The sequence below is a fragment of the Taibaiella lutea genome (genome assembly GCF_008629695.1).
GTDB lineage: Bacteria > Bacteroidota > Bacteroidia > Chitinophagales > Chitinophagaceae > Taibaiella > Taibaiella lutea.
In genome coordinates this window covers 520297-544141 of record NZ_VWSH01000003.1, presented here as the reverse complement: position 1 = coordinate 544141, position 23845 = coordinate 520297, and the positions used below count along the sequence as shown (strand labels likewise).

General features: G+C 40.4%; 24 protein-coding genes. 21 read left to right on the top strand and 3 right to left on the bottom strand.

Features of this window, described 5'->3' with window-relative positions:
* Positions 1-476: 476 nt before the first annotated feature.
* From F0919_RS13575 to F0919_RS13555, 5 genes are all read left to right on the top strand, one after another.
* On the top strand, positions 477-3680 hold the full coding sequence (locus F0919_RS13575) for a DUF7948 domain-containing protein (RefSeq protein WP_150033310.1): 3204 nt from the start codon (positions 477-479) through the stop codon (positions 3678-3680).
* Positions 3681-3755: 75 nt separating this feature from the next.
* The gene (locus tag F0919_RS13570) at positions 3756-7403 is read left to right on the top strand and encodes a fibronectin type III domain-containing protein (protein ID WP_150033309.1); all 3648 of its coding nucleotides are present in this window, start codon (positions 3756-3758) and stop codon (positions 7401-7403) included.
* Between the two features lie 306 nt (positions 7404-7709).
* A complete protein-coding gene (locus tag F0919_RS13565) occupies positions 7710-8219 on the top strand; it encodes a hypothetical protein (RefSeq protein WP_150033308.1) in 510 nt (169 codons plus the stop codon).
* Between the two features lie 414 nt (positions 8220-8633).
* Positions 8634-9533 carry a hypothetical protein gene (locus F0919_RS13560; RefSeq protein ID WP_150033307.1) on the top strand — a complete coding sequence of 300 codons (900 nt, stop codon included), beginning with the start codon at positions 8634-8636 and terminating at the stop codon, positions 9531-9533.
* Positions 9534-9681: 148 nt separating this feature from the next.
* Entirely contained in the window at positions 9682-9900 is a 219-nt protein-coding gene (locus F0919_RS13555) for a hypothetical protein (protein WP_150033306.1), read from the top strand.
* A gap of 89 nt (positions 9901-9989) precedes the next feature.
* On the opposite strand, the gene F0919_RS18460 is transcribed toward F0919_RS13555, so the two are convergent.
* Together F0919_RS18460 and F0919_RS13550 are read right to left on the bottom strand one after the other, a co-directional pair.
* Positions 9990-10142, bottom strand: coding sequence for a hypothetical protein (locus F0919_RS18460; RefSeq protein WP_190277392.1), 153 nt, complete (start codon positions 10140-10142; stop codon positions 9990-9992).
* Positions 10129-10770 carry a zeta toxin family protein gene (locus tag F0919_RS13550; RefSeq protein WP_216629425.1) on the bottom strand — a complete coding sequence of 214 codons (642 nt, stop codon included), beginning with the start codon at positions 10768-10770 and terminating at the stop codon, positions 10129-10131. Before F0919_RS13550 ends, F0919_RS18460 begins: the two co-directional genes overlap by 14 nt.
* A 211-nt stretch (positions 10771-10981) precedes the next feature.
* On the opposite strand from F0919_RS13550, the gene F0919_RS13545 reads away from it, so the two are divergent.
* From F0919_RS13545 to trpS, 14 genes are all read left to right on the top strand, one after another.
* On the top strand, positions 10982-11389 hold the full coding sequence (locus F0919_RS13545; protein WP_150033305.1) for a helix-turn-helix domain-containing protein: 408 nt from the start codon (positions 10982-10984) through the stop codon (positions 11387-11389).
* Between the two features lie 321 nt (positions 11390-11710).
* Positions 11711-12175, top strand: a complete 465-nt coding sequence (locus F0919_RS13540) for a VOC family protein (RefSeq protein WP_150033304.1) — start codon at positions 11711-11713, stop codon at positions 12173-12175.
* Between the two features lie 18 nt (positions 12176-12193).
* On the top strand, positions 12194-12745 hold the full coding sequence (locus F0919_RS13535; RefSeq protein ID WP_150033303.1) for a dihydrofolate reductase family protein: 552 nt from the start codon (positions 12194-12196) through the stop codon (positions 12743-12745).
* Positions 12746-12762: 17 nt separating this feature from the next.
* A complete protein-coding gene (locus F0919_RS13530) occupies positions 12763-13203 on the top strand; it encodes a RidA family protein (RefSeq protein ID WP_150033302.1) in 441 nt (146 codons plus the stop codon).
* 32 nt (positions 13204-13235) lie between these two features.
* Positions 13236-13589, top strand: coding sequence for a hypothetical protein (locus F0919_RS13525; RefSeq protein ID WP_150033301.1), 354 nt, complete (start codon positions 13236-13238; stop codon positions 13587-13589).
* Between the two features lie 68 nt (positions 13590-13657).
* The gene (locus F0919_RS13520; protein WP_150033300.1) at positions 13658-13999 is read left to right on the top strand and encodes a hypothetical protein; all 342 of its coding nucleotides are present in this window, start codon (positions 13658-13660) and stop codon (positions 13997-13999) included.
* Complete coding sequence (locus F0919_RS13515; protein ID WP_150033299.1) at positions 13992-14441, top strand: Rossmann-fold NAD(P)-binding domain-containing protein; 450 nt, start codon at positions 13992-13994, stop codon at positions 14439-14441. The genes F0919_RS13520 and F0919_RS13515 overlap by 8 nt, the downstream gene beginning before the upstream one ends.
* A 21-nt stretch (positions 14442-14462) precedes the next feature.
* Positions 14463-15077, top strand: coding sequence for a hypothetical protein (locus F0919_RS13510; protein WP_150033298.1), 615 nt, complete (start codon positions 14463-14465; stop codon positions 15075-15077).
* Between the two features lie 129 nt (positions 15078-15206).
* Entirely contained in the window at positions 15207-16529 is a 1323-nt protein-coding gene (locus F0919_RS13505) for a serine hydrolase domain-containing protein (RefSeq protein ID WP_150033297.1), read from the top strand.
* 251 nt (positions 16530-16780) lie between these two features.
* Positions 16781-17071, top strand: a complete 291-nt coding sequence (locus F0919_RS13500) for an ArsR/SmtB family transcription factor (RefSeq protein ID WP_150033296.1) — start codon at positions 16781-16783, stop codon at positions 17069-17071.
* Between the two features lie 142 nt (positions 17072-17213).
* The gene (locus F0919_RS13495) at positions 17214-17963 is read left to right on the top strand and encodes an SDR family oxidoreductase (protein ID WP_150033295.1); all 750 of its coding nucleotides are present in this window, start codon (positions 17214-17216) and stop codon (positions 17961-17963) included.
* 205 nt (positions 17964-18168) lie between these two features.
* Positions 18169-18558: a VOC family protein gene (locus tag F0919_RS13490; RefSeq protein ID WP_150033294.1), complete on the top strand. Its 390-nt coding sequence runs from the start codon at positions 18169-18171 to the stop codon at positions 18556-18558.
* 28 nt (positions 18559-18586) lie between these two features.
* Positions 18587-19114, top strand: coding sequence for a GNAT family N-acetyltransferase (locus F0919_RS13485; RefSeq protein WP_150033293.1), 528 nt, complete (start codon positions 18587-18589; stop codon positions 19112-19114).
* Positions 19115-19200: 86 nt separating this feature from the next.
* Complete coding sequence (gene trpS / locus F0919_RS13480; RefSeq protein ID WP_150033292.1) at positions 19201-20196, top strand: tryptophan--tRNA ligase; 996 nt, start codon at positions 19201-19203, stop codon at positions 20194-20196.
* Positions 20197-20317: 121 nt separating this feature from the next.
* Here trpS and dusB read toward each other — a convergent pair whose 3' ends face one another.
* On the bottom strand, positions 20318-21304 hold the full coding sequence (dusB, locus tag F0919_RS13475) for a tRNA dihydrouridine synthase DusB (protein WP_150033291.1): 987 nt from the start codon (positions 21302-21304) through the stop codon (positions 20318-20320).
* A 91-nt stretch (positions 21305-21395) separates the two neighbouring features.
* Here dusB and F0919_RS13470 point away from each other — a divergent pair, with 91 nt between their 5' ends.
* Both F0919_RS13470 and fumC read left to right on the top strand, forming a co-directional pair.
* On the top strand, positions 21396-22157 hold the full coding sequence (locus tag F0919_RS13470) for a DUF3575 domain-containing protein (RefSeq protein WP_150033290.1): 762 nt from the start codon (positions 21396-21398) through the stop codon (positions 22155-22157).
* A gap of 98 nt (positions 22158-22255) precedes the next feature.
* Positions 22256-23650, top strand: coding sequence for a class II fumarate hydratase (fumC, locus tag F0919_RS13465; RefSeq protein ID WP_150033289.1), 1395 nt, complete (start codon positions 22256-22258; stop codon positions 23648-23650).
* The last annotated feature ends 195 nt before the right edge of the window (positions 23651-23845 follow it).

Sequence of the window (23845 nt, the reverse complement as noted above, 5' to 3'; positions counted from 1 at the left end):
AGAATTGGACAAGCAAGAGAAAATATTTTTTTGAGTTTGGAAGAACAATTAAAAAGGAATCAGCTTTAGTGTATTTGCTATTATTATATATAAAATTCCTTTCTATTCCATAGTTAATACAACCTCTGTTATGGTCATTGAACGCTCTATAAAAAAATTGACGATTCTGATCCCGTTAAAAATGCATTACAGCAAGGTTTTATACACACCTGACATAATTTAAACCTTGTATTGCAGCCTCCTTAAAATATTTTGGCACGATTATTGATGTATTGTTATAAACAACTAATGCCTTAGTAACCAAAATCAAGACAAAAAATCAAATTAAGCATAAAAAATAATTTCCTATTAAATTTTTTAATGCAATACATTGGCATATATCAACTAAATAAATCGATTTAGAGTCGTTTCCAACGTTTAAATAATTAATACTGTCTGTATTTATTACTTTTTTAATAATCACCAAGAATAAAAAAATGAAACTTATACTTAAAACAATCTTGCTTCTCTTGCTTTTTGCTTCTGTGGCATCAGGCAGCCCTATACAATTTATTCCCAATAAAGACCAGTGGAATGCTCCCTTTGCTTTCAAGGCTACGATTCGCTCAGGCTATACCGTTTTTTTTGAAAAAAATGCAATGACCTTTTTACTCTCTGATTACAGTCAGGTAGAGGACAGACATCATAAACAACCGGCTGTCATTACCCCTGCTTCCCTTTGGAAAGATGAAACAGGAGAGAACGAGACTTCAGCGCACAATGCCGGTATGGTAAACAACCATGCCTACAGAATAACGTTTTTGAATGCTGTCACAACTGAAATAACAGGTGAAAACGCATCTCCTTATTATCATAATTATTTCCTTGGGAACGACCGGAACAGATGGAAAGGACATGTGAATGTATTTGGAGGACTCAGATACCGGCAGATATATCCCGGTATTGACCTGAGCTATCAGTCTAATAAGGATAATAATGTTAAATATGAATTTATTGTAGCACCACATGCCAGTCCGGAATCCATTCAGATGCGTTATACAGGCGCCGACTTAAGCATTGCAGGAAACGGAAACCTGGTTATAAAGACCAGCCTGGGTGATGTGGTGGAACACGCTCCTTACTCATTCCAGATAATAGGCGGTGAAAAGGTTACGGTTCCGTCACATTTTGAAATAGATAATGGAGTAGTTTCATTTGCGTTCTCCCAAGGTTATGATCAGGCACGGGAATTGGTAATAGATCCCATAGTAGAATACCAGACCTTCAGCGGTGCAACTGATGAGGTCAATGCACAGGGATCATCTTACGGCCCAAATGGCAATATGTATGCTTTGGTAACTGCATTCAATAATCAGTGGCCTGCTACGCTTGGCGCCTTTCAGACTGCTTTTGCCGGCGATATGGATATAGCGATGAATGTCTATACTCCTGACGGTTCAGGCCTGATGTACTCCAGCTATGTAGGTGGCGCAGGAGCCGAAGAACCTACTTCCGTGTCTGTAAACAAATTGGGCCAGGCAGTTATTGTGGGCTATACTTCCAGTTCGGATTTTCCCACCACTGCGGGTTGCCTGCAAACCCTGCAACGGGGTAATGATGGCGTGGCGGCTGTGCTTAGTAATGATGGCGCTATGCTCCTGTCGGGCTCCTATTATGGATCAAAATCAGGCGATGACCTGATTCAGGATGTGGTTTGGGCCAATGACAATGAATTTTATATTTATGGGAAATGCGGTGGCAACACCCCTCCTCCCAACAAACTTCCTTTTGCAATGCCGGCCAATGCCTTTAAGCCAAACAATACAGGAAGGTATGGCAGCTTTGTATTAAAGCTGAACAGGGAGCAAACACAATTACTTGCCGGTACCTATATCGGCCACAGTCCTTCGGGCAAATATGAACCACTCGTATTGCGCCTCAACGAATATACAGGTGAAATACTGATAGGCGGCTGGTCCACCAACAATGCCAACTATCCTACTACTGCCAATGCCTTTCAGCAGCCAAATACAACTTATGAAAGATATGGCACCATTTCAAAATTTGATGCAGACCTCACTACTTTGGAAGCTTCAAGTTGCCTTCACACTGTAGTAAGCGGGCTTGATGTAGATCCGGATGGCAATATTTATGCTTTGGGACAAACAGGCGCCAATGATCTTGTAACCCCTTCTCCCGGAGTATATTCCGAAAACGATCCTGTATGGAGTTTTACCTTTTTGGCAAAGATGAACTCAGACCTTTCTGCGGCATTGGTTCAGACAAACCTGCCTCCCAATCTAATAAGTGACCGCTATGCTTTTGAACGCAGCAACTGCGGGCATTTCTATATGTATTATACATGTACCGATCCCAATGTTGGCACCTCTCCGCCTTACGGGGTGCCATTTACGCCAAATACACTTGCCGGCGGAGCAACAAACAATACGAATGGTTACTACCTGATGGAGCTGAATAAAGATTTTCAGCTGGTATTTGCAAGCTGGTTAGGTTTCGGCACATTGCCCGGTGGCGGCCAGACTTCTCATTGGCATGGCGGAACCCAGGATATTGATCCCGAAGGAAGGCTTTACGTAAACCAGTGCTTCCGTGCAGGAATGGGAACAGCAGGTGCCTGGAGTCCTTCTTCGCAAAACGGAGGCGCCTGGGATGCTGCATCTACCGTGGTGGACATGGAAATGCTACGTGACACCCTGGAGATCAGTCTTGCTGCACTTCCCGATAGCTTTTTATGTATAGGAGATGCTTTTCAGTTTAACGGAACACTTTCAGATCCCGCAGATTTTACCTTAAGCTTTGGTGACGGCAGCCCAAATGAAACATTGAACCTCAATCCCGCATATACCTATGCTGCTCCCGGTGTTTATAATGTGATACTGGAGGCAACACCTGTTGATGGTTGTGACTTCAGCACGGTCAGGGATTCCATAACAGTTTCGGTACTGGAGCCTGAAGTGGTAACGGTGTATCCGCAGGATACAGTAGCCTGTAACGCAGGCCCCGTGGAGGTAACGGTACAGGGAGGGGCAACTTATGCCTGGATGCCGGCAGCACTTGTTGACAACCCCACGGCTTCTATGGTGAGGGTAACCAATAACGGGGAAACAAACCTTACGGTAAACATAACCGACAGCCATAAATGTAAACACACAAAAAGCGTGCACATCGGCAAGTACAGCGTTTTTGCAGAAGCAGGGCCGGACCAGATTATCATTTTGGGAAAAAAGGAATCCGCTATGCTGGATGGCTCGGAGAGCATTGGTGCCGATATTCACTGGGATGCCAATCCTACACTCAACTCAACGACCTCGCTTACACCTGTTGCAACTCCAAAAAAGACTACTTGGTATTATATCAATGCGGAAGACCATACCTGCATCAGTCGCGATTCGGCGAAAGTAACGATAGCCCATTTCGGGGCACCCAATGCCTTCAGTCCTAATGGTGACGGGTTGAATGATGTATTCAATCTGAATACCAATGACGAGAGGTTTTTTATTATAGCTTTTTCCATATACAACAGATACGGAGAAAAGGTATTCAATACGATAAAGAATGAAGGGTGGAACGGAACATTTAATGGCAGGCCCTGCGATGGCGGTGTTTATTACTATTATGCCACCGTTACAATAGAAGATGTAAGGTATGAATTGAAGGGAGATATCACATTGATCCGCTAACAATAGCTCTATAAAATATTAACGGTGGATACCGAAAAACCGAAAAAGAGTAGGCGAATTTTAAATTGCATAAATATGATAAGAACAAAAACAATGAAACAGAGGCTGTTCCCGCATACAATAGCCAAGCTCTTACTAACGCTCCTGTTTGCGGGCCTGGGCTTAAGCAGCAATGCACAAATCACCATCGGAACAGGTGTTGATGACGATTACTACCCTATAGATCTTACATACGGGCATTCAAGGGATATTACCATTTATACTGCATCTGAGCTGAATACACTTACAACAGGAGGCACCATTACCACACTTGGATGGAACAATATGTTAAATACAAATGTCACTACGCCGCTAAAAATATATTTAAAAGAAGTAGGAAACACAGGCAGCGTAACAAGCGACACCTGGAGCAACACCATCTCAGGTGCCACTTTAGTATTCGACGCTACATCTCCTGCTATAGTTTCAGGCTGGAACACTATAGACATTATTGATTTTACCATAAACTCCGGTCAAAACCTGGCTGTATTGGTAGAATCCAATTATGGCAACGGAGGACTGAATCCGTTTGCCACTGCGGTTCCAACGTTTGGATATACTCCTGCAGGATCGAATACGCACGGATCATTACAAACGGTGAATGCGCCGCCAACTACCCAAACGCTGGTACTCAATAACAAACGCCCGGATATCATGTTTGGTGGGCTGACACCACCTTCCTGTGCTCCGCCTTCTGCGTTGACAGCTTCTGCAATTACCGGAACGACTGCCAATATCAGTTTCACGGCGCCTGCAACCACACCTGTCAGTTATGATTATTATTACAGTACGGTTAATACTGCACCCGATGGCGCTACCGTTCCTTCGGGAAATGTTACGGCTTCTCCCATTGGCTTAAACGGCCTTGCCAATTCTACAACTTATTATGTATGGGTGCGCTCCCGTTGCGGCGGCACGGATATCAGCAACTGGTCTGTTTTTACAGCCTTCACTACTGTACAAGCCCCACCTGCGAATGATGAATGCGCCAATGCCACAGTGGTGACAGTTGACAGCGACCTGAATTGTAATAGCGTAATGACAGCAAATACCCTGGGAGCTACACAGTCAGCACAGCCGGCCGGCGGTGCGTCTTATCCTATGGGGATCAACGATGATATCTGGTATGAGTTTACTGCCACAGCTACGTCACATATGATATCGCTTACACATGAATCCGGCCCTTACGGCATGGTAATGTCATTGTACAGCGGCACCTGCAATGCACTGACTTTTATAAAGTCAGATACCGCGGATTATTATGAATTAATGGAAGCAACAGGGCTAACTATAGGGAATGTTTACAAATTAAGGGTTTACACATCATTTTCCGACCCGGGCGTTTATGCTTCCTATGAGTTATGTATAGGAACAACACCACCGCCGCCTGCAAACGATGAGTGTTCCGCTGCGGCAACACTGACTATGAATACTATGCCCGGTTGCGCCAATACAACAATGGGCACTACTGACCAGGCTACTCATTCCAATGAAACACCTCCGGTAAATGCAAGTTACAATGCCAGCACAGATGATGATGTATGGTACCAGTTTACAGCAACCGGCACCACTAACAGGATCACGTTATCAGGTTATACCAGCTCAGGTATGGTAATGGCAGTATATAGCGGTGTTTGCGGTTCCCTTGTTAACGTACAGGAGGCGGAATCGCAATGGGGCGCATCAGAGCTGATCATGGATCTGACAGGACTTACCCCAAATGCTATCTATAAAATCCGGGTATTCACATATGTAAGTAGCGGCGATGCGACAGGTTTTAATATTTGCGTGGGACCGCCTCCGCCGCCTCCGGCTAATGACGAATGTGCAACTGCAGAAACATTGACTGCAAATGCCAACTCTTTTTGCAACATTACGAAGACAGGAACTACCTTGTCTGCCACGCATTCCAATGAAACGACTTCTCCCGATCAGAATGCCCCGGGAACCGATGATGATGTATGGTACACCTTCACGGCCACAGATACAGGCCACCGTATATCTTTGTCCGGTATCACACCGGCAACAGATATGGAGATGGCAGTATATAGCGGTGCATGTGGTAATTTAACGTTTCTGACAACAGGTTTCGGCACTTCGCTGAATGTTACAGGCCTTACCGTAGGCCAGCAATATAAAGTGCGCGTCTATACATTTGATGCCGGAGCCGGTGCTGATTTTACGATTTGCCTGGGGCCGCTGCCTCCTGTTAATGATGAAGCAAGCGGCGCCATTACCTTAACCTTAAATGCCGGCTGCACCGGTGCCCCGTACAATAACACAAATGCTACGCAAAGCAGCGGCGAACCATATCCTTCCTGCAAGGAAGATTTTGCCCCGACCGGGTATGCGGGTATGTGGTATAAATTTGTAGCACCGTCATCCGGCATGGTAAAAGTTTCCTGCGATGGCGGGGGAACGATGGGAGATTCGAGAATGGCATTGTTCAGCGCATTGGATCCCTCAGATTACAGCACATTCAGCATCATTGCCTGCGATGATCAGAATGGGGTAGTATCGGACAAACGTTCCATGTTTTATGCCACAAACCTTACTGCCGGCACTACTTATTACATCAATGTAGATTACCTTTTCGATATGTTCAACCCTTCCGATCCTTTTGGTACCTATTGCGTGACGGTGGATGAAATGAATGCATCTATGCTTGCTACAACTGCAGGCGATTGTATGAACGGCCAGTTTATCACAAATCCTAATACTGCTTATCATGGATGGATGTCGCTGGTGGACAATGACGGCAAACTGATTGCCAACATTCGCCCGCTATCCGGTTCTGCCGCTTCATTCAGGCCTGCCACTACCATCAAAACAGGTATGGCAAGGACAGATTTTGACGGCACACCTTACCTTAACAGGAATTACCTTATCAGGGCCACGGGCACTTCCGGTTCCACCGATGTACAGTTTTTCTTTACGGATGCTGAATTGGCGAACCTTGGGTCAACATTAGGGAACCTTAACATTACCAAAGTTTCAGGCAATACATGTGCGCCGGATTTTGTTTATACACCCGGCACCAATACGGCCCTTTTGCAAACAGGCAGCGAGCAGCCGGTAAGCGGGGTTAACTATATACAGGTAAATACACAAGGCTTTTCAAACTTCTTTATTATGCCGGGTAGTGCTCCGTTGCCGTTAGAGCTTATCAGCTTTACCGGTCAAAGCAAAGGCGCAATAAACCTGCTGAACTGGAAAACCGCTGACGAAAAAGGATTCAGCCATTTCGAGCTGCAACGCTCGGCCGATGGTAAACAGTTCAGCAAGCTGAGTATAATAGCTGCCGACAGAAACAACGGAGGAAACTATGACTATACGGATGCTAACCCGTTAAAGGGTAAGAATTTCTACCGTTTAAACATGGTGGATGCCAATGGCAAATCATCTGTTTCAACAGTCGTAGAGCTTCGCTCAAATGAAGGCAGCAATATGTCTGTGAGCCTGTATCCTAACCCTGTAAACAAGCTACTGAAAATAGTTGTTGATGGCAATGTGGACGCCGATGCCGCCATACAGGTAACCGATATTGTAGGTAAAGTTGTAAAAACCGTAGCAATGAGCTCCAACACAGCGGAGATAGACATGAGCGGCCTGAGCAACGGCATCTATATTATAAAATACAGTAACCATGAAGGTTCCTTTAAAGGAAAAGTTATAAAGAACTAAGCATTTGTTTCTTATCTAAGCCGGGTTATCCGTAATGGGTAGCCCGGCTTTTTGCGTAATGAACTTTTACCACAGAGGCCGCAACGTTTTGCGCAAAGAACAGCAAAGTCAAAATGAGGAATCCTGCTTCTCTGCTGCCTTTGCGTGTGTTCTTTGTATTGTCTGCGATTTATCATGTTACATTTTTATCGTTCACATTAAATAACTGAAGAAATTTTAAATTTTTTTCTTTTCTGCCATGAGTTTGGCACGATTATTGCACATATAAGGTTATACATATTTTTATAAACTTTAAAATTCACTATTATGAATTTAATGGTAAGATCGTTCGCACCTTCCGACGAATTAGAAGATGCAATAAACCAGATTAATGGGCTGATTAACAACCTGGATCCTTTTAAAGTATCGCTTAGCAATGATGCGCGCAAGAAAATGCGTGTGGTAGGATCGTCAAGGCTGGGGCTGGTGGACATCGTTTCCAGGCTTGCCACGCAGTATGATGAAAAGCTTGCAAAAAACGACAATGCAAAAGACCTTAAAGAAAGGGTAGCTTACCTGCAGGTGTTGAGAGCGTACCGGATAGCCGCTCAAAAATTGTGCGAGGCACTGGATGATACCGACAAAGCTCTGGGTAAGGATATTATGGGCTATGTGGACAAGTTCGGCGACAGCCTGCAAAGTGCGCGCAAATATGACGGCGATCTGGACGAAGCCATCAAAGAACTGGATGATTATAACGCACGCTTTAAAAAGGTGATGGAAGAAGAAGACCCGGAGCTTGAAGCAGGTGAGCCAGGCAGCGAATTGCCGCAATAATCAGCATAAATTCGGGGCGTTTACATTTGAAAACCGGCATTTGCCGGTTTTTTTGTGCATTGTATTTTCCGGCTGCACCTCGTTCCGTACGAGGTGTTACCTCGTGAATTAGTAGGATTACCTCGTAAACCACGAGGTATAGGTTCGTAAATCAGCAGGTTAACCTCGTTCCGTACGAGGTGTTACCTCGTGAATTAGTAGGATTACCTCGTGAACCACGAGGTATAGGTTCGTAAATCAGCAGGTTAACCTCGTTCTGGACGATGTAGTACCTCGTAAATTAGTAGGAAATCATTCTATTGTATTAGCTAACAAAAGTAACCTTTCATATTTTGTTGTTTCATAAGATGATATTTGTATATTTGAGGATAAGAATGTTAATAATAGAAATCTTCAATTTTGAAAAATAATTCAATGGAAAAAAGCTATACACAGTCGTCTAAAAGTATTGATACTGGTTTCTTATTAAATGAACAAGAGCTTCGGAGAATAATTGAAGTGATTAATGAACAATTTGAGAAGACAGAAAGCAATAAAAATTTAAAAATAACTTATATAATTGAAAATGCAAACGGTCAGGTAATTGAGACTACAAGTCTAGAATATATTATTAACTACGAGAATATTGGACCATCTGAAATTGTAACATTAACTGTAGAAGCTATCGGTGATATACCAAATGAAGAAATTAAGCTTACATTTTCCAATACATCTTCTGAAAAAAGTAAAGAACTGAACAGTATTCGGTATAAAATAAAATCTGAAAATAGAGACTGGGCACTTGTTAGTAGCTCTTTATTTGATGATCGAATAAACAAAATTGTTAAATCAAATTTTGTTGGCTTAAAAGTCTCCCATTTTATTTCTGCTCCATTATTTATCTTTTTATCAATCATACTTTTCGCCAGCTTTTCCTCCTTAGGGCATAAAAATCAAAATTTATTGACATTACTTAATAATTTAGAAAAGAAAATTCAGCAACATCAGAATGTTGATGTTTTAAGTTCTATTGTCAAAATAGAAAAAGTGAGAATGATGGAGGGAGATATTAATAATACACTTTTAGGAAAACTAAAGTACCTTGTATGGTTTATGATCCCATCTATGATGTTATTTTTTTTTACAGATAGTATCGAAAGTGTTATTGCAAAATATTTTCCAAATAAGTTGTTTTTCTGGGGAGACTACATTGAAAAACATAATAAAATGATTAAGCGAAGGAATTTAATATTGGGATTTGTTTTTGTTACAGTTATTATAGGAATAGTAATTAATATCTTATCTAATTTTCTATGGACTAAAATGGCTAAATAAAATTCTATAATACACCCTCTCTCGCAAATATTGCAGTAAAGCCTTTGCAGTATGTAATTGTGCTAAGCGATGAATTTGTTGCAAATAGGAAAAATTAGCTTTACATGAAATTCCTTATTTGTTATAAGCTTTCTAAACAATGAAATTTATGGACAAAGAAATGAACGAAATTGAAAGACTTGTAAAAGAATCTATTAATCATCCAAATATGACTGATACCATCATCGGATATTTGATGTTAATTATTGTTTTCATTCTTTTGATTTACAGCATAAAGATTTTCATTTTTCTTACACAATCTCCTGAAGCAATAGGAAGGAAAGAACTTCTTAGCAGCGGAAAAAGAAGCCAACAGAAATCAAACTAGATTATTCGATGATGAAAATAACGTTTGAAATCCCAGTTTGCGCAAATGCACCTCTCGAAATTATTCCCTATGTTAAAACAAAAAAGCTTTTATTCAGGTTTAATCTTTACGATTTTATTGTCCCGTAGAATAACCAATTCACTATTTTTAGATTTCTTAAATTCTAAAAGTTTTTCATAGACTTTTTCAAGCCCTTTCAGGATTTTGTTTTTTTCTTCTATGTGTTTTTCAGTTGTTGTCATAATAATTTTTCAAAAGGTCAAACTTTTCTACGTTTATAATATTTAGCGAAGCATCAATTTGCTTATCAGCTAAAAGTTCGTGCTTTGCTTCCGAGTTGTCAAAAATAAAAGCTCCGTTAACAATCGGAAGATAAATGTCGAATAAATTCTTAATTCCTCGGATGTATCTTCTTTCAATAACTTGCGGTTCAATATTGTGTCCACCTTCGGAAACTCTTACTTTCACACGCTCTTTAGCCAATTCAATATTTTGAAGCCAAAAGAATAGTAATATTACCCGATAGCCCTTTTCTTTCGCTTCAATGATTTTGTTTTTATAACTCTTGGTTGACAGAGTTGTTTCAAATGCAAAATTTTGATTCTCGGAAAGCAGTTCATTGATTCTGTTCAACATTATTCGCCCCGCTTCAAATGCTACCTTTTCGGGTTGAAAAGGAGATAATCCTTTTGCTATTTCGTCTGCATTGACAAATTCTTTACAATCCAAAATTTCAGGTAAAATCGTAAACGAAGCAGTAGTTTTACCCGCTCCGTTGCAACCTGCAATTACGTAAAGTTTTTTGTCATTCATATTCGCAAATTTACAAATTATTATTGTTAGGTTTTTGGAAGACGTTTTTTGCTCCATATCGCACAATGGTTTGGGTATTGCCTTTCTCGCATAAGTATACAGTCAGCCCTGTACGAAAACCTTTGCTTGCTTTAACAGACACATCTACAGGCTGCTGGTTCAGGACAAACAAGATATTTCAGTTATCGAAACCGATAATTTACCTACTTTTATATAAGCTGTTTATACAGGGAAAACTTACATTTGAGTTTTGAAAATACAGTATCATATGGACAACAAAATACACGAAGGCCGCAATGTGAAACGTTTCAGGGAAATGCTGGGCATTAAACAGGAAGCTTTGGCCTATGACCTGGGCGAAGACTGGAACCAAAAGAAAATCTCCTTACTGGAGCAGAAGGAAAACATCGACCCTCCGCTGCTGCAACAAATAGCCTCCGTTCTGAAAATACCTGTGGAAGCTTTTCAAAATTTTGATGAACAACAGGCAATCAATATTATAGCAAATACCATTACCAATAATGATAATGGTGCAGTAGTGAATCACTATCCTGTTTTTCATCCGATTGATGCACTCATTAAACTACATGAAGAAAAGATCGCTTTATACGAAAGGATGCTGAAGGAGAAGGATGAAATGATGGCAAGGTTGGAGAAGCTGATGGAAGGGAAATAGTGCAGGCCCTTTCGTCATCTCGACCGAAGTTAAAAATCATGAAGCCACAGCGAAATGATTTTTATGGAGCGGAGAGATCTCCCAAAGGCCGAGTTAGTTCCACGTCCGGGAGATCTCTCCACTACGTAATTTTATTCCATTTCATTCCATAAAATTACTTCGGTCGAGATGACGGTGTTGCGTGCTATTTGACAAGAGCATTTGGGGTCCTTCCTTCGTCAGGATGACAATGCGGTTGAGCAATGACAATGCCGGTTATTTAATCCGATTCAAAACCTTCATTTCATTTATGCCAATTTTAACCAGATAAAACATAAACCAATGACAAAAAACAGATTGCTAAGAATGGACAACGTAGGCATCGTTGTAGAATCGCTGGATGATGCCATTTCGTTTTTCTCGGAAATTGGCCTGACGCTGGAAGGCCGCGGAACCATAGAGGGAGAATGGGCCGGAAAGGTTACGGGCCTTGGTAATCAGCACGTAGAAGTTGCCATGATGGTTACGCCCGACGGGCATAGCCGCCTGGAGCTTTCAACGTTTATTAAACCCTCTGTTATAGAAGACCACCGCACTGCGCCTGTAAATGCATTGGGTTATCTGCGGGCTATGTTCACCGTTGAAGACATTGAGGAAATGGTGGAGCGGCTGATTAAAAAAGGTGCGCAACTGGTTGGGGAAATAGTGCAGTACGAAAATTCATACAAGTTATGCTATATCAGAGGCGCCGAAGGGCTGCTTGTAGGGTTGGCAGAAGAAATAGGCGATAAAAAAGACAAGGCATAATCATTAAAACAAAGCAAGATGGGCAAACTGATTGCAGCAATCAATATGACGCTTGACGGGTTTTGCGACCATACTGCAGTAATTGCAGATGATGAAATACATGAGCATTACAATGACCTGTTAAAGAATTCGGGCGCTCTTTTGTACGGAAGGATAACCTATCAGCTGATGGAAAGTTACTGGCCGGCTATAGTGGAAAAGCCTACGGGTAACAAAGCGGAGGATGAGTTTGCGGTGCTGATAGGCAATATTCCCAAAGTTGTTTTTTCCCGTACGCTGAAAAGTGTGGACTGGAAGCATACAACTCTGAAACATGAATTGCTTAAAGAAGAAATTTCAGCGCTTAAGCAGCAGGTGGATAAAGATATTTGTGCCGGAAGCCCAAGTATAATAACAGCCTTGACGCAGCTTGGCCTGATTGATGAATACCAGCTTTGTATTCATCCGGTTATTGCAGGACAGGGTTTGCCATTGTTTAAAAATGTGGAGGACAGGGTTGAGCTTAAGCTTTTAAAGACTAAAACATTTGACTGTGGTGCCGTGATACATTATTACGAGCCCGCGAAATGAAGCTATAATACAATGCCATGAGCCATATTGAAGACAAGTTAAATAAGCTGGGCCTGCAGCTAAAAATGCCGAAGGCGCCTGTGGGGCAGTATCTTGACTGCAAACGGGTGGGCGAGCTTTTATTTGTATCGGGCCGTGTAAGTGAGCTGACCGGAATGGTTGGGGCAGATGTTACCATTGAGGAAGCAAAGGAAGCAGCAAGAGATACGGTGTTGCTCATCTTATCAATCTTAAAAAAGAATATTGAACTGGATACCATTGCCGGAGTGGTTAAGTTGCAAGGCTTCATTCGTTCTGACGCGGGATTTACAAAACAGCCGCAGGTGCTTGACGGAGCCTCGGAATTGCTGATTGAATTGTTTGGCGAAGACGGCCGTCACGCAAGAACTGCAACGGGTGTAAATCAATTGCCGTTTGGGGCAGTTATTCAGTTGGATATGGTTTTGAATTTGAAATAAAGGGTAAGGAGGTCTGTCTAAATCATATTTCTATGAAAGGATTAATTATAGTTTTAATTGCGGTTCTTGTTGGTCTTACAAGTTGCAACAACTACAAAGAGGTAAAGAATGATAAATTAAAAGGAGCTTTTATCATGAATTCCGCTTCAACCTTTAAAGGATATTATTACGAAGGGAGCGATGATAGCTATCATTATTTCGAAAGTAAATGGGATTTTATGAGAGATGATTATTTTAAAATATCCATAGGCAAATTTACAATTAAGGATAAATACAAATTCAAATTTGGTGACAAAGAACTAAGGATAGATTTGTTTAAAGAAAACAATGAACTATTCGGAGAAAATGAATTTTATAACCTTTACGTTGTAAATTCTCGTTTATAAGGTTTCGATTTTAAAATATCAGCAAATCGTCCATTATGACAATTGATAGTAATTTTAAAACAACATGTATGGCAACAAACATCTGGATTGAAAAAGGCTGGGGTGACTCAGTCGAGGATGCAATATTTGACGACATAAAGACTGCCATTGCAGAGACAATTCAAATGGATGACGAACACGGAGCATTCTGGGTCGGACATATGGAAAAAGAATTTGTGCTTGAGATTAATAAGACCTTGGATTTGCTTTTTGTTTATGGCGAAAACCAGGACGAACAGATACATACAAAGCTTGACAATTGGGATGAGGTTAAGCACTTTTTCCGATTATATTTTGACAATGAATTTGAACGGTTGAAAAATGAAATTGAATTGAGACCGTTTACCTACAAACGGCTTCAAAATGGATAATAGTTATGTGCCTGCGACAGAAAAAGAACTTGAAAGTTGGATGAAAGAAAACTGCTACAACTTTAAAAGTTACTCAATAAACGGCAATTCAATTTATGAAGGCTGTGGCATAGACAATTCCGGAGGTCTTTTTATTTGGTATTATACTGAGCGAGGGAAAAGGACTGTGCTTAAATATTTTCCATCTGAACCCGAAATTGTTGAATATGCTTTCAATCAAATTAAAGCTGACAAATGGGCAAAAGCACATTGTATCGGATTTACAACAAGCAAAGCCGAAAAACAAGAACTTGAAAATATTCTCAAAGACGCAAATATTGAATTCTTTCAGGATGAAATTCCATATTACGGCCTTGAAAGGACGGTTTATAGAACATTTGTATTAGGTTGTAATATTAATAAGACACAACATTTAAAATTGAAATATTGCAAAGAGAAATAAATCTGGCTCAATATTGCTGCTATGGCAAAGAAAAAATATACTAATGCAAGGCCTGCCAATTACCGGAAAAAGGCATTGAGTGAACTGAAAGCAAAGTATCCTTACTATAATCTTAAAAGCAATTTATTTATAGGTGTGCCTTTTTTGGGAGGTTTGTTCCTTACCATCTGGGAAATAAATATCTACAGAGTAACCTTTATATCTGTTTATATCCTTTTAAGTATTTGGGTTTTAACAGGCGTACTAATAACACCGCTTTTTAGAAAGACATTTAATATATATTGTTTCAATCCATACACACCGGAACGTTCGCCCTTGTTCTTCCATTTCTTATTTAATATCGTCTCTTTTGGGGGCATTGTAATTTTTCTGTTTATGTGGACGAATCAAACTTTAAACGACCACATAAAAATTGTTAAGGAACTTCCGGTTGTTTCATCCGGTCACTTGGCAAAATCAAGGCACAGTTGCGGAGATCCGTACGTTAATGTGATTTATAAGAATCAGGAAAAACAACTTGTATTTCCATGTGGTACGGAGATTGAGAACTATAACAACGTTTATGTTGAAATCACTAAAGGCCTATTTGGGTTTGATGTAATAACAAACCAAACTTTGGTTGAAGGTGATTGGTAAACTATCATTGCCCAAATCATTTGGGCGCCTGTTCCAATATTTATGTCACAAAATAAACGCCGTTTGTCTAAAATGTACAACGCTTTTATGGAGTAATAAGTTTCTTTGTACCATAAAAACAACACAAACATGACAAGGAAAACCACACTCATCTTATTACCGGCATTGCTATTCTGTTGCAACATATTTGCCCAACGTGTAAATACCGCAAAGCTGGACAGCCTGTTTCAGGTACTGGCCGACAAAGACAAATACATGGGCAGCATTGCCATCTCTGCAAACGGAGAACTGCTTTATACAAAAGCTATCGGCAAGGCTGATATTGCAACTAACAAACCGGCTACGACCCAAACGGAATACCGTATAGGCTCTATTTCAAAAATGTTTACCAGCTGCCTTGTTTTTAAGGCGGTAGAGGAACATAAGCTAAGCCTGAGCCAGACTATAGACAAGTATTTCCCGGCTATTGAAAATGCGGGAAAGATAACCATCGGCGATCTTCTGAGCCACAGGAGCGGCATACACAATTTTACGGATGACGAAAACTACCTGACTTATAATACGGAAGCCAAAACCGAACAGCAGATGATAGATATCATAGCCAAAGGCAAAAGCGATTTTGAGCCCGGCAGCAAAGCCAGCTACAGCAATTCAAATTATGTGTTGCTGAGCTATATACTGGAGAAGACTTATAAAAAGCCGTACAAGGAATTATTGAACGCCCGAATCATTAAGCCATTGGGCCTGAAGCATACTTATTTCGGCGGCAAAACCAATCTGCAAAACAACGAATCTTATTCTTACAGCTTTACGGGTAAATGGAACAAGGAAAGCGAAACAGACCTGTCTATACCCATGGGTGCGGGCTCTGTACTTTCTACCCCTTCGGATCTGGTAGTCTTTATTGAAGCGCTTTTTGCAAATAAAATAATAAGTAATGAAAGCCTGCAACAAATGACCACTATAAAAGACGGGTATGGAATGGGTATTTTCCAGGTGCCGTTTCATAGCAAAAAAGGCTTTGGGCATACAGGTGGCATTGATGGCTTTTCTTCTGCGGTTGCTTATTTTCCGGCCGATAAAGTATCTGTTGCCATCACATCAAACGGAGGAGTGTATGATAACAATGACATTGTGATTGCTGCTTTAAGCGATTATTATGGCATGCCTTATGAGATTCCTGCTTTTAATACCGTTGCACTGCAATCATCTGATCTTGATAAATACCTCGGCGAATATTCAAGCCCGGATTTGCCATTGAAGATATCTGTTACAAAAGACGGTAATAAGCTGATAGCACAGGCTACAGGACAATCTGCATTTCCTCTCGATGCCACGGAGACGGATAAGTTTGAGTTTTTACAGGCAGGTATAAAACTTGAATTTTTACCGGCAGAAAAAAAGATGATCTTAAAACAAGGCGGTGGTAAGTTTACATTCACCAGAAACTAAGATTTGCAATAAATCTGTCAGATATTTACAGTTAAGCGCGAACCGCAGGTTTGCGCTTAACTGTGTTAATGTATTTAGATTCCTGTAAGGACGACACAAAATAAGATAGGCGTGAACCCTATTTGTTAAAATGGGTTTTCACCTAATGGTATAATGGTCCAACCTCTTTACAAAAGCCAGGAATGCCTCACATTTGAGTTTAAGATAGCCGCAGATTTTAATTAATTTAAAAACTTGAATATATTTGCAGTATGAAAACGTTATTGGATTTTAAGAAAATAGAGAAAATTTCGAAGGCGCTGGGTGATCCATATCGATTGCAGATTATAGAGTCAGTCAAAAAATACGACACTACCTGTATGCAATGCAGCGATATTGTAGAGATGCTGGCGCTCTCACAACCGGCCATTTCACATCATATAAAACTGTTGGTAGAAGCAGACCTGCTCATTGCCGAGAAGGAAGGCCGCACCATGAGATATACGCTTAATAAGGAAGTCTTTGCCGATTATGCGCAATACTTAAATTCATTTCTGAAATAGAGTAAATCTATTCATTTAAATGTTTAAATGAATAGGAAGTTGATATACCTTTGTCTCCGCATCTGAGAAACCGAATGCTTTTTTTAAAACTCATTCAAATATTTAGATGTATTGATTCTTTCAAACGGTTAAACTTTAAAAAATGAATTTCACAAACAAAAACGTAGTAATTACAGGCGGAAGCACAGGCATTGGATTGGCAACCGCAAAAGCATTTATCAATGCAGGTGCAAATGTGCTTATAACAGGTAAAAACCCTGACAATCTGCAAAAAGCTGCAGCCGAGGTGAATAACCCGAAACTGAAAACCATTGTTTCCGATACTTCTGATTTAACAGGTATTGCCGCATTGGAAAGCGCCATTGCCGAAGCAGGCAACCAGGTAGATGTACTTTACTTAAATGCAGGTATCGCAAAATTTGCATCTATTGAAAACACCACGGAAGAAGAATTTGATTCACAATTCAACACGAATGTAAAAGGCTTGTTCTTTACATTGCAAAAACTGATTCCGCATTTAGCGAATGGCTCTTCTGTATTGCTTACCTCTTCTGTTGTGGCTACAGGTGCATTGGCAAATGCAGGCGCTTATTCAGCTACAAAAGCTGCTGTAAATGCCATTGGCCGTATTGCGGCAAATGAGCTGGCAGTAAAAAATATCAGGGTAAATATTGTTAGTCCCGGCCCGATTGATACACCTATTTTCGGAAAATCACTTCCTCATGATGTTATTGATAATTTCAAAGCCGGTATGTCTGAAAATGGTCTGATAAAACGCCTTGGAAAACCTGAAGAGATTGCAGACACGGTGTTATTTTTAGCTTCTGAATCTGCTGCTAATATTACGGGCGTAGAATTATTGGTAGATGGTGGCCGCGGATTACGTATGTAATCTGTTGCACTGACTTAAGCATTCGTACATAAAACAGAATTTAATTGGGGTTATCCTAAAAGTCGCTGCTTCCTTTCGGTTGAAAGAAGGCGCGGGCTTTTGGGATAGCTTTTTTATTTAAATTTGAACTTCAACCTTTTGACAGCAAAGGCATTCCTGAATTTTACCGAACAACCTTTATCTGATTTGCATTAAAGAATATACCATGACAAGACTTGACCCTATTATTGCCGTAAAAGATGTGGAAGCCAGTTCACAATGGTATAAATCTGTGTTTGGTTGCAGGAGCATGCATGGTGGAAAAGAGTTTGATATACTGGTATCGGAAGATAATGAGATATTGCTTTGTCTTCACCGCTGGGCTGCACATGGTCATCCTACTATGATGAACCCGGACATTACACCCGGGAACGGATTGATTCTTTATTTCAGGACTGAAAATATGGACATGATGCGACAAAATATAATGAGGCTGGGTTATGCGGTTGAGGAAGATATCCATTTGAACACCAATTCAACCAAGAAAGAATTTTCACTCAGAGATCCGGATGGTTATTACCTGACGATAACCGAGTTTCATAAATACGAAGGCTAAAGACAGCTGTTAATAATAGCACCAGGGAATGGAAAACATTGATATAAAAAGCGTAACCCGAGACGATATCGACCAATTACAACAAATCAGCAGGCAGACTTTTTACGAAACTTTTTCGGTGGAAAACACCGAAGAAGACATGAAACAATATCTGGAGGAAGACCTTTCTAAAGACAGACTGACGGCGGAATTTAATAACCGGGATGCTGCATTTTACTTTGCTATGCTTAATGGTAAGGTGATTGGTTACCTAAAGCTGAACACCGGAGCATCGCAAACAGAGTTGCAGGATGATAATGGGCTTGAAATTGAACGGATTTATGTTTTAAAAGAGTTTCATGGAAAGAAAGTAGGTCAATTGCTTTATGAAAAAGCGCTTCAGGTTGCAAGGAAAAAAAATGCAGATTACGTTTGGTTAGGTGTCTGGGAAAATAACTTGCGGGCAATTTCTTTTTATAAGAAAAACGGTTTTGTAGCATTTGACAAACATATCTTCAGATTAGGCAATGACGAACAGACCGACATCATGATGAAGCTTGAACTGAAAGGACAATAAGAAAATGCGGACATTGGTACAAGCAGCCTTCAAAATTGTACGCAGAGGTTAAGGCTAATCAGCCTTTTCCTTACCTTTGCGTTCCTATGAAAGAAACAGTTGTGAGCGGCATCCGCTCTACCGGATATTTACACCTCGGCAATTATTTTGGCGCTATACATAACTACGTAAAGATGCAGGAAGATTATAACTGCTATTTTTTCGTAGCCGATTATCATTCCCTTACCACGCATCCTGATCCTAAAGATCTGAAAGCAAATGTTTTTCGCGTAGCTGCTGAAAATATTGCCAGCGGCCTGAATCCTGATAAAGTTGCATTATACGCACAAAGCGATATTCCGGAAATACCGGAACTATACCTGATGCTGAACATGCTTGCTTATAAAGGCGAGTTGGAGAAAGTGCCTACGTTTAAAGATAAAGTTCGTTTAAGTCCTGATAATGTGAATGCCGGGTTGTTGACTTATCCGGTATTGATGACAGCAGATATATTGATTCACAACGCCTCCAAAGTACCTGTGGGAAAGGACCAGGAACAACACCTGGAAATGGCGCGCAACTTTGCACAACGTTTCAATAGTCGTTATGGTGAAGTGTTTACCGAACCGCATGTGTTCCGTTTTGATGAAAATACGGTTAAGATCATGAGCCTGGATGGCAATGGAAAAATGAGTAAAAGCGAGAATATCAACGCAACAATTTTCCTGAGCGATGAAGATGAGGTAATCCGCAAAAAAATCATGAAGGCCAAGACGGACAGTGGCCCTACGGAACCGAACATGGAAATGCCGGACTATATTAAGAACCTGTTTCAGTTAATGCAATTGGTTTCTGAGCAGGATGTTCATCAAACTTTCCTGGATAATTATAACAATTGTAATGTGCGTTACGGCGATTTCAAAAAGCAGCTGGCAGAGGACATGAGCAATTTTGTAAAACCTATCCGTGAGCATGCTGCCGAATTGCAAAAAGATGAAGATGCTTTGAGAAAGATATTAAAAGAGGGTGCGGAGAAGGCGAGGGAAAGCGCTTCTAAAACAATTGCTGCAGCAAGGAAAGCTATCGGGATAAACTATTATTAATTTCATGTATTTAGATTTGACAACTTTTTGAAAGTTGTCAAATCTCTGCAGAAGATTGTCAAACCTTTTACCACAAAGAAAATGCGCTACAGAGACGTAGCGCATTTTCTTTGTAATACGTTTATATCAATTGTAATTGTGCTTCTTTAAGATTTTCTAATATTTCCAAAAGCTCTTCAAGATTATCCGAATTAACCAGTTTCATCCTGTATTCTTTTACATTCGGCAATCCTTTCAGATAAGAAGCATAATGCCTGCGCATTTCAAGGATACCTAATTTGCTGCCTTTCCATTCTACAGACCTTGTAAGGTGGCGCGTGCAGATATCAATACGTTCTTCAACAGTAGGCGGAGCCAGCATTTCGCCTGTTTTTACAAAATGCTTAATCTCCCTGAAAATCCATGGATAACCGATAGCAGCGCGACCGATCATAACACCATCCACGCCATACTTGTTTTTGTATTCCAATGCTTTCTGCGGTGTGTCAATATCACCATTACCGAAAATCGGAATTTTGATGCGCTGATTGTTTTTTACTTTTTCTATTAAAGTCCAGTCTGCCTCACCTTTATACATTTGCACACGCGTGCGCCCATGAATGGACAAAGCCTGAATACCGACATCCTGAAGTCTTTCAGCCACTTCTTCAATATTTCTGTTTTCATGATCCCAACCCAGACGCGTCTTTACGGTTACGGGTAAGCTTGTAGATTTTACAACTGCTTCCGTAAGCTTGATCATTTTCGGAACATCCCTCAAAATACCTGCTCCAGCACCTTTGCACACAACTTTCTTTACCGGACAACCATAGTTGATATCAATCAGATCGGGTTGCGTGGCATCCACAATTCTTGCCGATAATGCCATTGCTTCTTCATCGCCTCCAAAAATCTGAATTCCTATCGGACGCTCATAATCAAAGATGTCCAGTTTCTGACGGCTTTTAATAGCATCGCGAATCAGTCCTTCTGTAGAGATAAATTCGGTGTACATCATATCGGCGCCTTGTTCCTTGCAAACAGCACGGAACGGCGGATCGCTTACATCCTCCATAGGAGCAAGCAACAGCGGGAAATCAGGTAATTCTATTGGTCCAATCTTCACCATAACATATCAAAAATGGCAGCAAAGTTAAGGATTATATATTTTGTAATAACAGCATCTCCTTTTTGCAAGTATAAATTATAAAATAGATTTCTTGAATATTTCTTTAGTAAATGTTAAATTTGAAGCACCAATAACCATGAAGAAAACCAAAACCATAATAATATTCCTTCATTTACTTTCGGCGAATGCAGCTCATGCGCAGGTTCCATTTTCAAAAAACCACCGCAAACCTAACTATACAGATAGCTGGAATTTCAGCAACAGGATTGCAGTTAAATTGACGCCCTCTTCTTTGTTAGACCCTTATGGAGCCTTGCTTCCCGTTGGTTTCGAATATTATCCTAATTATAAATATGGCATAAGCCTCGATTTCGGATTTCCGCTGTATTATGCTCTTAACAATCAACGTTTTGATTATCATAAAACCATTAATTCCGATTTTAAGCTCCGTGCAGATATAAGGCAATATTTCATGTTCAGAAAGCATAATTGCCTGTTTTTTGGTGCCGAAGCTTTTTACAGGAATCAGAAAATGACACTGCAAAATTCCTATTTCCATTTTATTGATAACACTTGTTACAAATTTTCAGAGGCAAAGGCCAATAAGGATGCATTTGGCTTTGGATTAATATTCGGCAACTCCTATAAACTTGCGAATCGATTGTTGCTTCAAGGTAATATCGGAATTGGTTTCAGAATTATTAATATGTCGCCCGTCTGGGATGTAAATGTTGCCACGCCTTATTTTAAAGGCTCTTTTGTTTCCCTGGAACTGCCCAATGAAGACAGGGTAGGCGATCATGATTTAAATATTTATATACCTTTTGCAATAAAATTGGCTTATTGCTTTTAGCTAATAAAATCTTCTATACCTTTGCGCCGTCAAATTTTTGATTTTATCAGGTTAAAGTAAAATCTCAAATCTAATATCTAACATCTCAAATCTAATTTATGTCCTTTCGTATTGAAAAAGACACTATGGGAGAAGTACAGGTTCCTGTAGATGCTTATTATGGCGCACAAACACAACGTTCCATTGATAATTTCAAAATAGCCCAAGACATCAATAAGATGCCGAAGGAAATTATACAGGCTTTTGCTTATCTGAAAAAAGCAGCGGCTTTGACGAATACTGATTTAGGTGTTTTGGCTCCGGAGAAATCTGCATTGATAGCAAAGGCTTGCGACGAAATTCTTGACCATAAATTAGATGACCAATTTCCATTAGTGGTATGGCAAACAGGTTCGGGTACGCAAAGCAATATGAATTGCAATGAAGTAATTGCTTACCGTGCGCACGTTATCAATGGCGGTCAGTTGACAGATAAAGAAAAGTTTGTTCATCCGAACGATGATGTAAATAAGTCTCAGTCTTCCAACGATACTTTCCCTACGGCAATGCATATTGCGGCATATAAAATGTTGGTGGAAACGACTATTCCCGGTATCAAGAAGCTACGCGACACATTGGATGCGAAAGCAAAACAATACATGAACGTTGTGAAAATCGGCCGTACGCATTTCATGGATGCGACGCCATTGACTTTGGGCCAGGAGATAAGCGGATACGTATCTCAGTTGGATCATGGATTGAAAGCCATCAACAATACTTTGGCGCATCTGAGCGAATTGGCATTGGGTGGAACTGCGGTAGGAACCGGAATTAATACACCAAAAGGGTATGATGTTGCCGTTGCAAAAAAGATTGCCGAACTAACCGGCCTTCCGTTTGTTACTGCTGAGAATAAATTTGAGTCATTGGCTGCACACGATGCAATCGTTGAAGCACATGGCGCATTGAAGACTGTTGCTGTAAGCCTGATGAAGATAGCAAACGATGTTCGTATGCTAAGCTCAGGGCCACGTGCCGGAATCGGTGAAATTCACATTCCTGATAACGAGCCGGGTTCTTCCATCATGCCAGGTAAAGTAAATCCTACGCAATGCGAAGCATTGACTATGATTGCTGCCCAGGTTATGGGAAATGATGTTGCTATCAGTATCGGAGGTTCCAATGGTCATTTTGAGTTGAACGTTTTCAAACCTGTAATGATCTACAACTTCCTGCACAGTGCACGTTTGATAGGTGACGGTTGTGTATCTTTCAATGATAAATGTGCAGTTGGTATAGAACCGATTGAAAAGAACATTGAAGCACACGTAAACAACTCTTTGATGTTGGTTACCGCGTTGAATACTAAGATAGGTTATTATAAAGCAGCAGAAATTGCACAAACTGCCCATAAAAACGGCAGCACATTGAAGCAGACTGCTATTGATTTGGGTTACTTAACGGCTGAAGAATTTGATGCCTGGGTCATTCCAAAAGATATGGTAGGGATGTAATCTTTAATCATGCCATTAAATAGTAATAAAATCCGGATGAAAAATTCATCGGATTTTAAATAAAAAGAAGTTAGTTTATAAGTAAAGGATACCATATTGCGGGCTTTTCAATTAATAAAGTCTGTTTTTGATGAAACACAGTACACTTAGGTATTTTTATTTATTTATTTGCTTCAAAAAACATTTCTTTGTTTT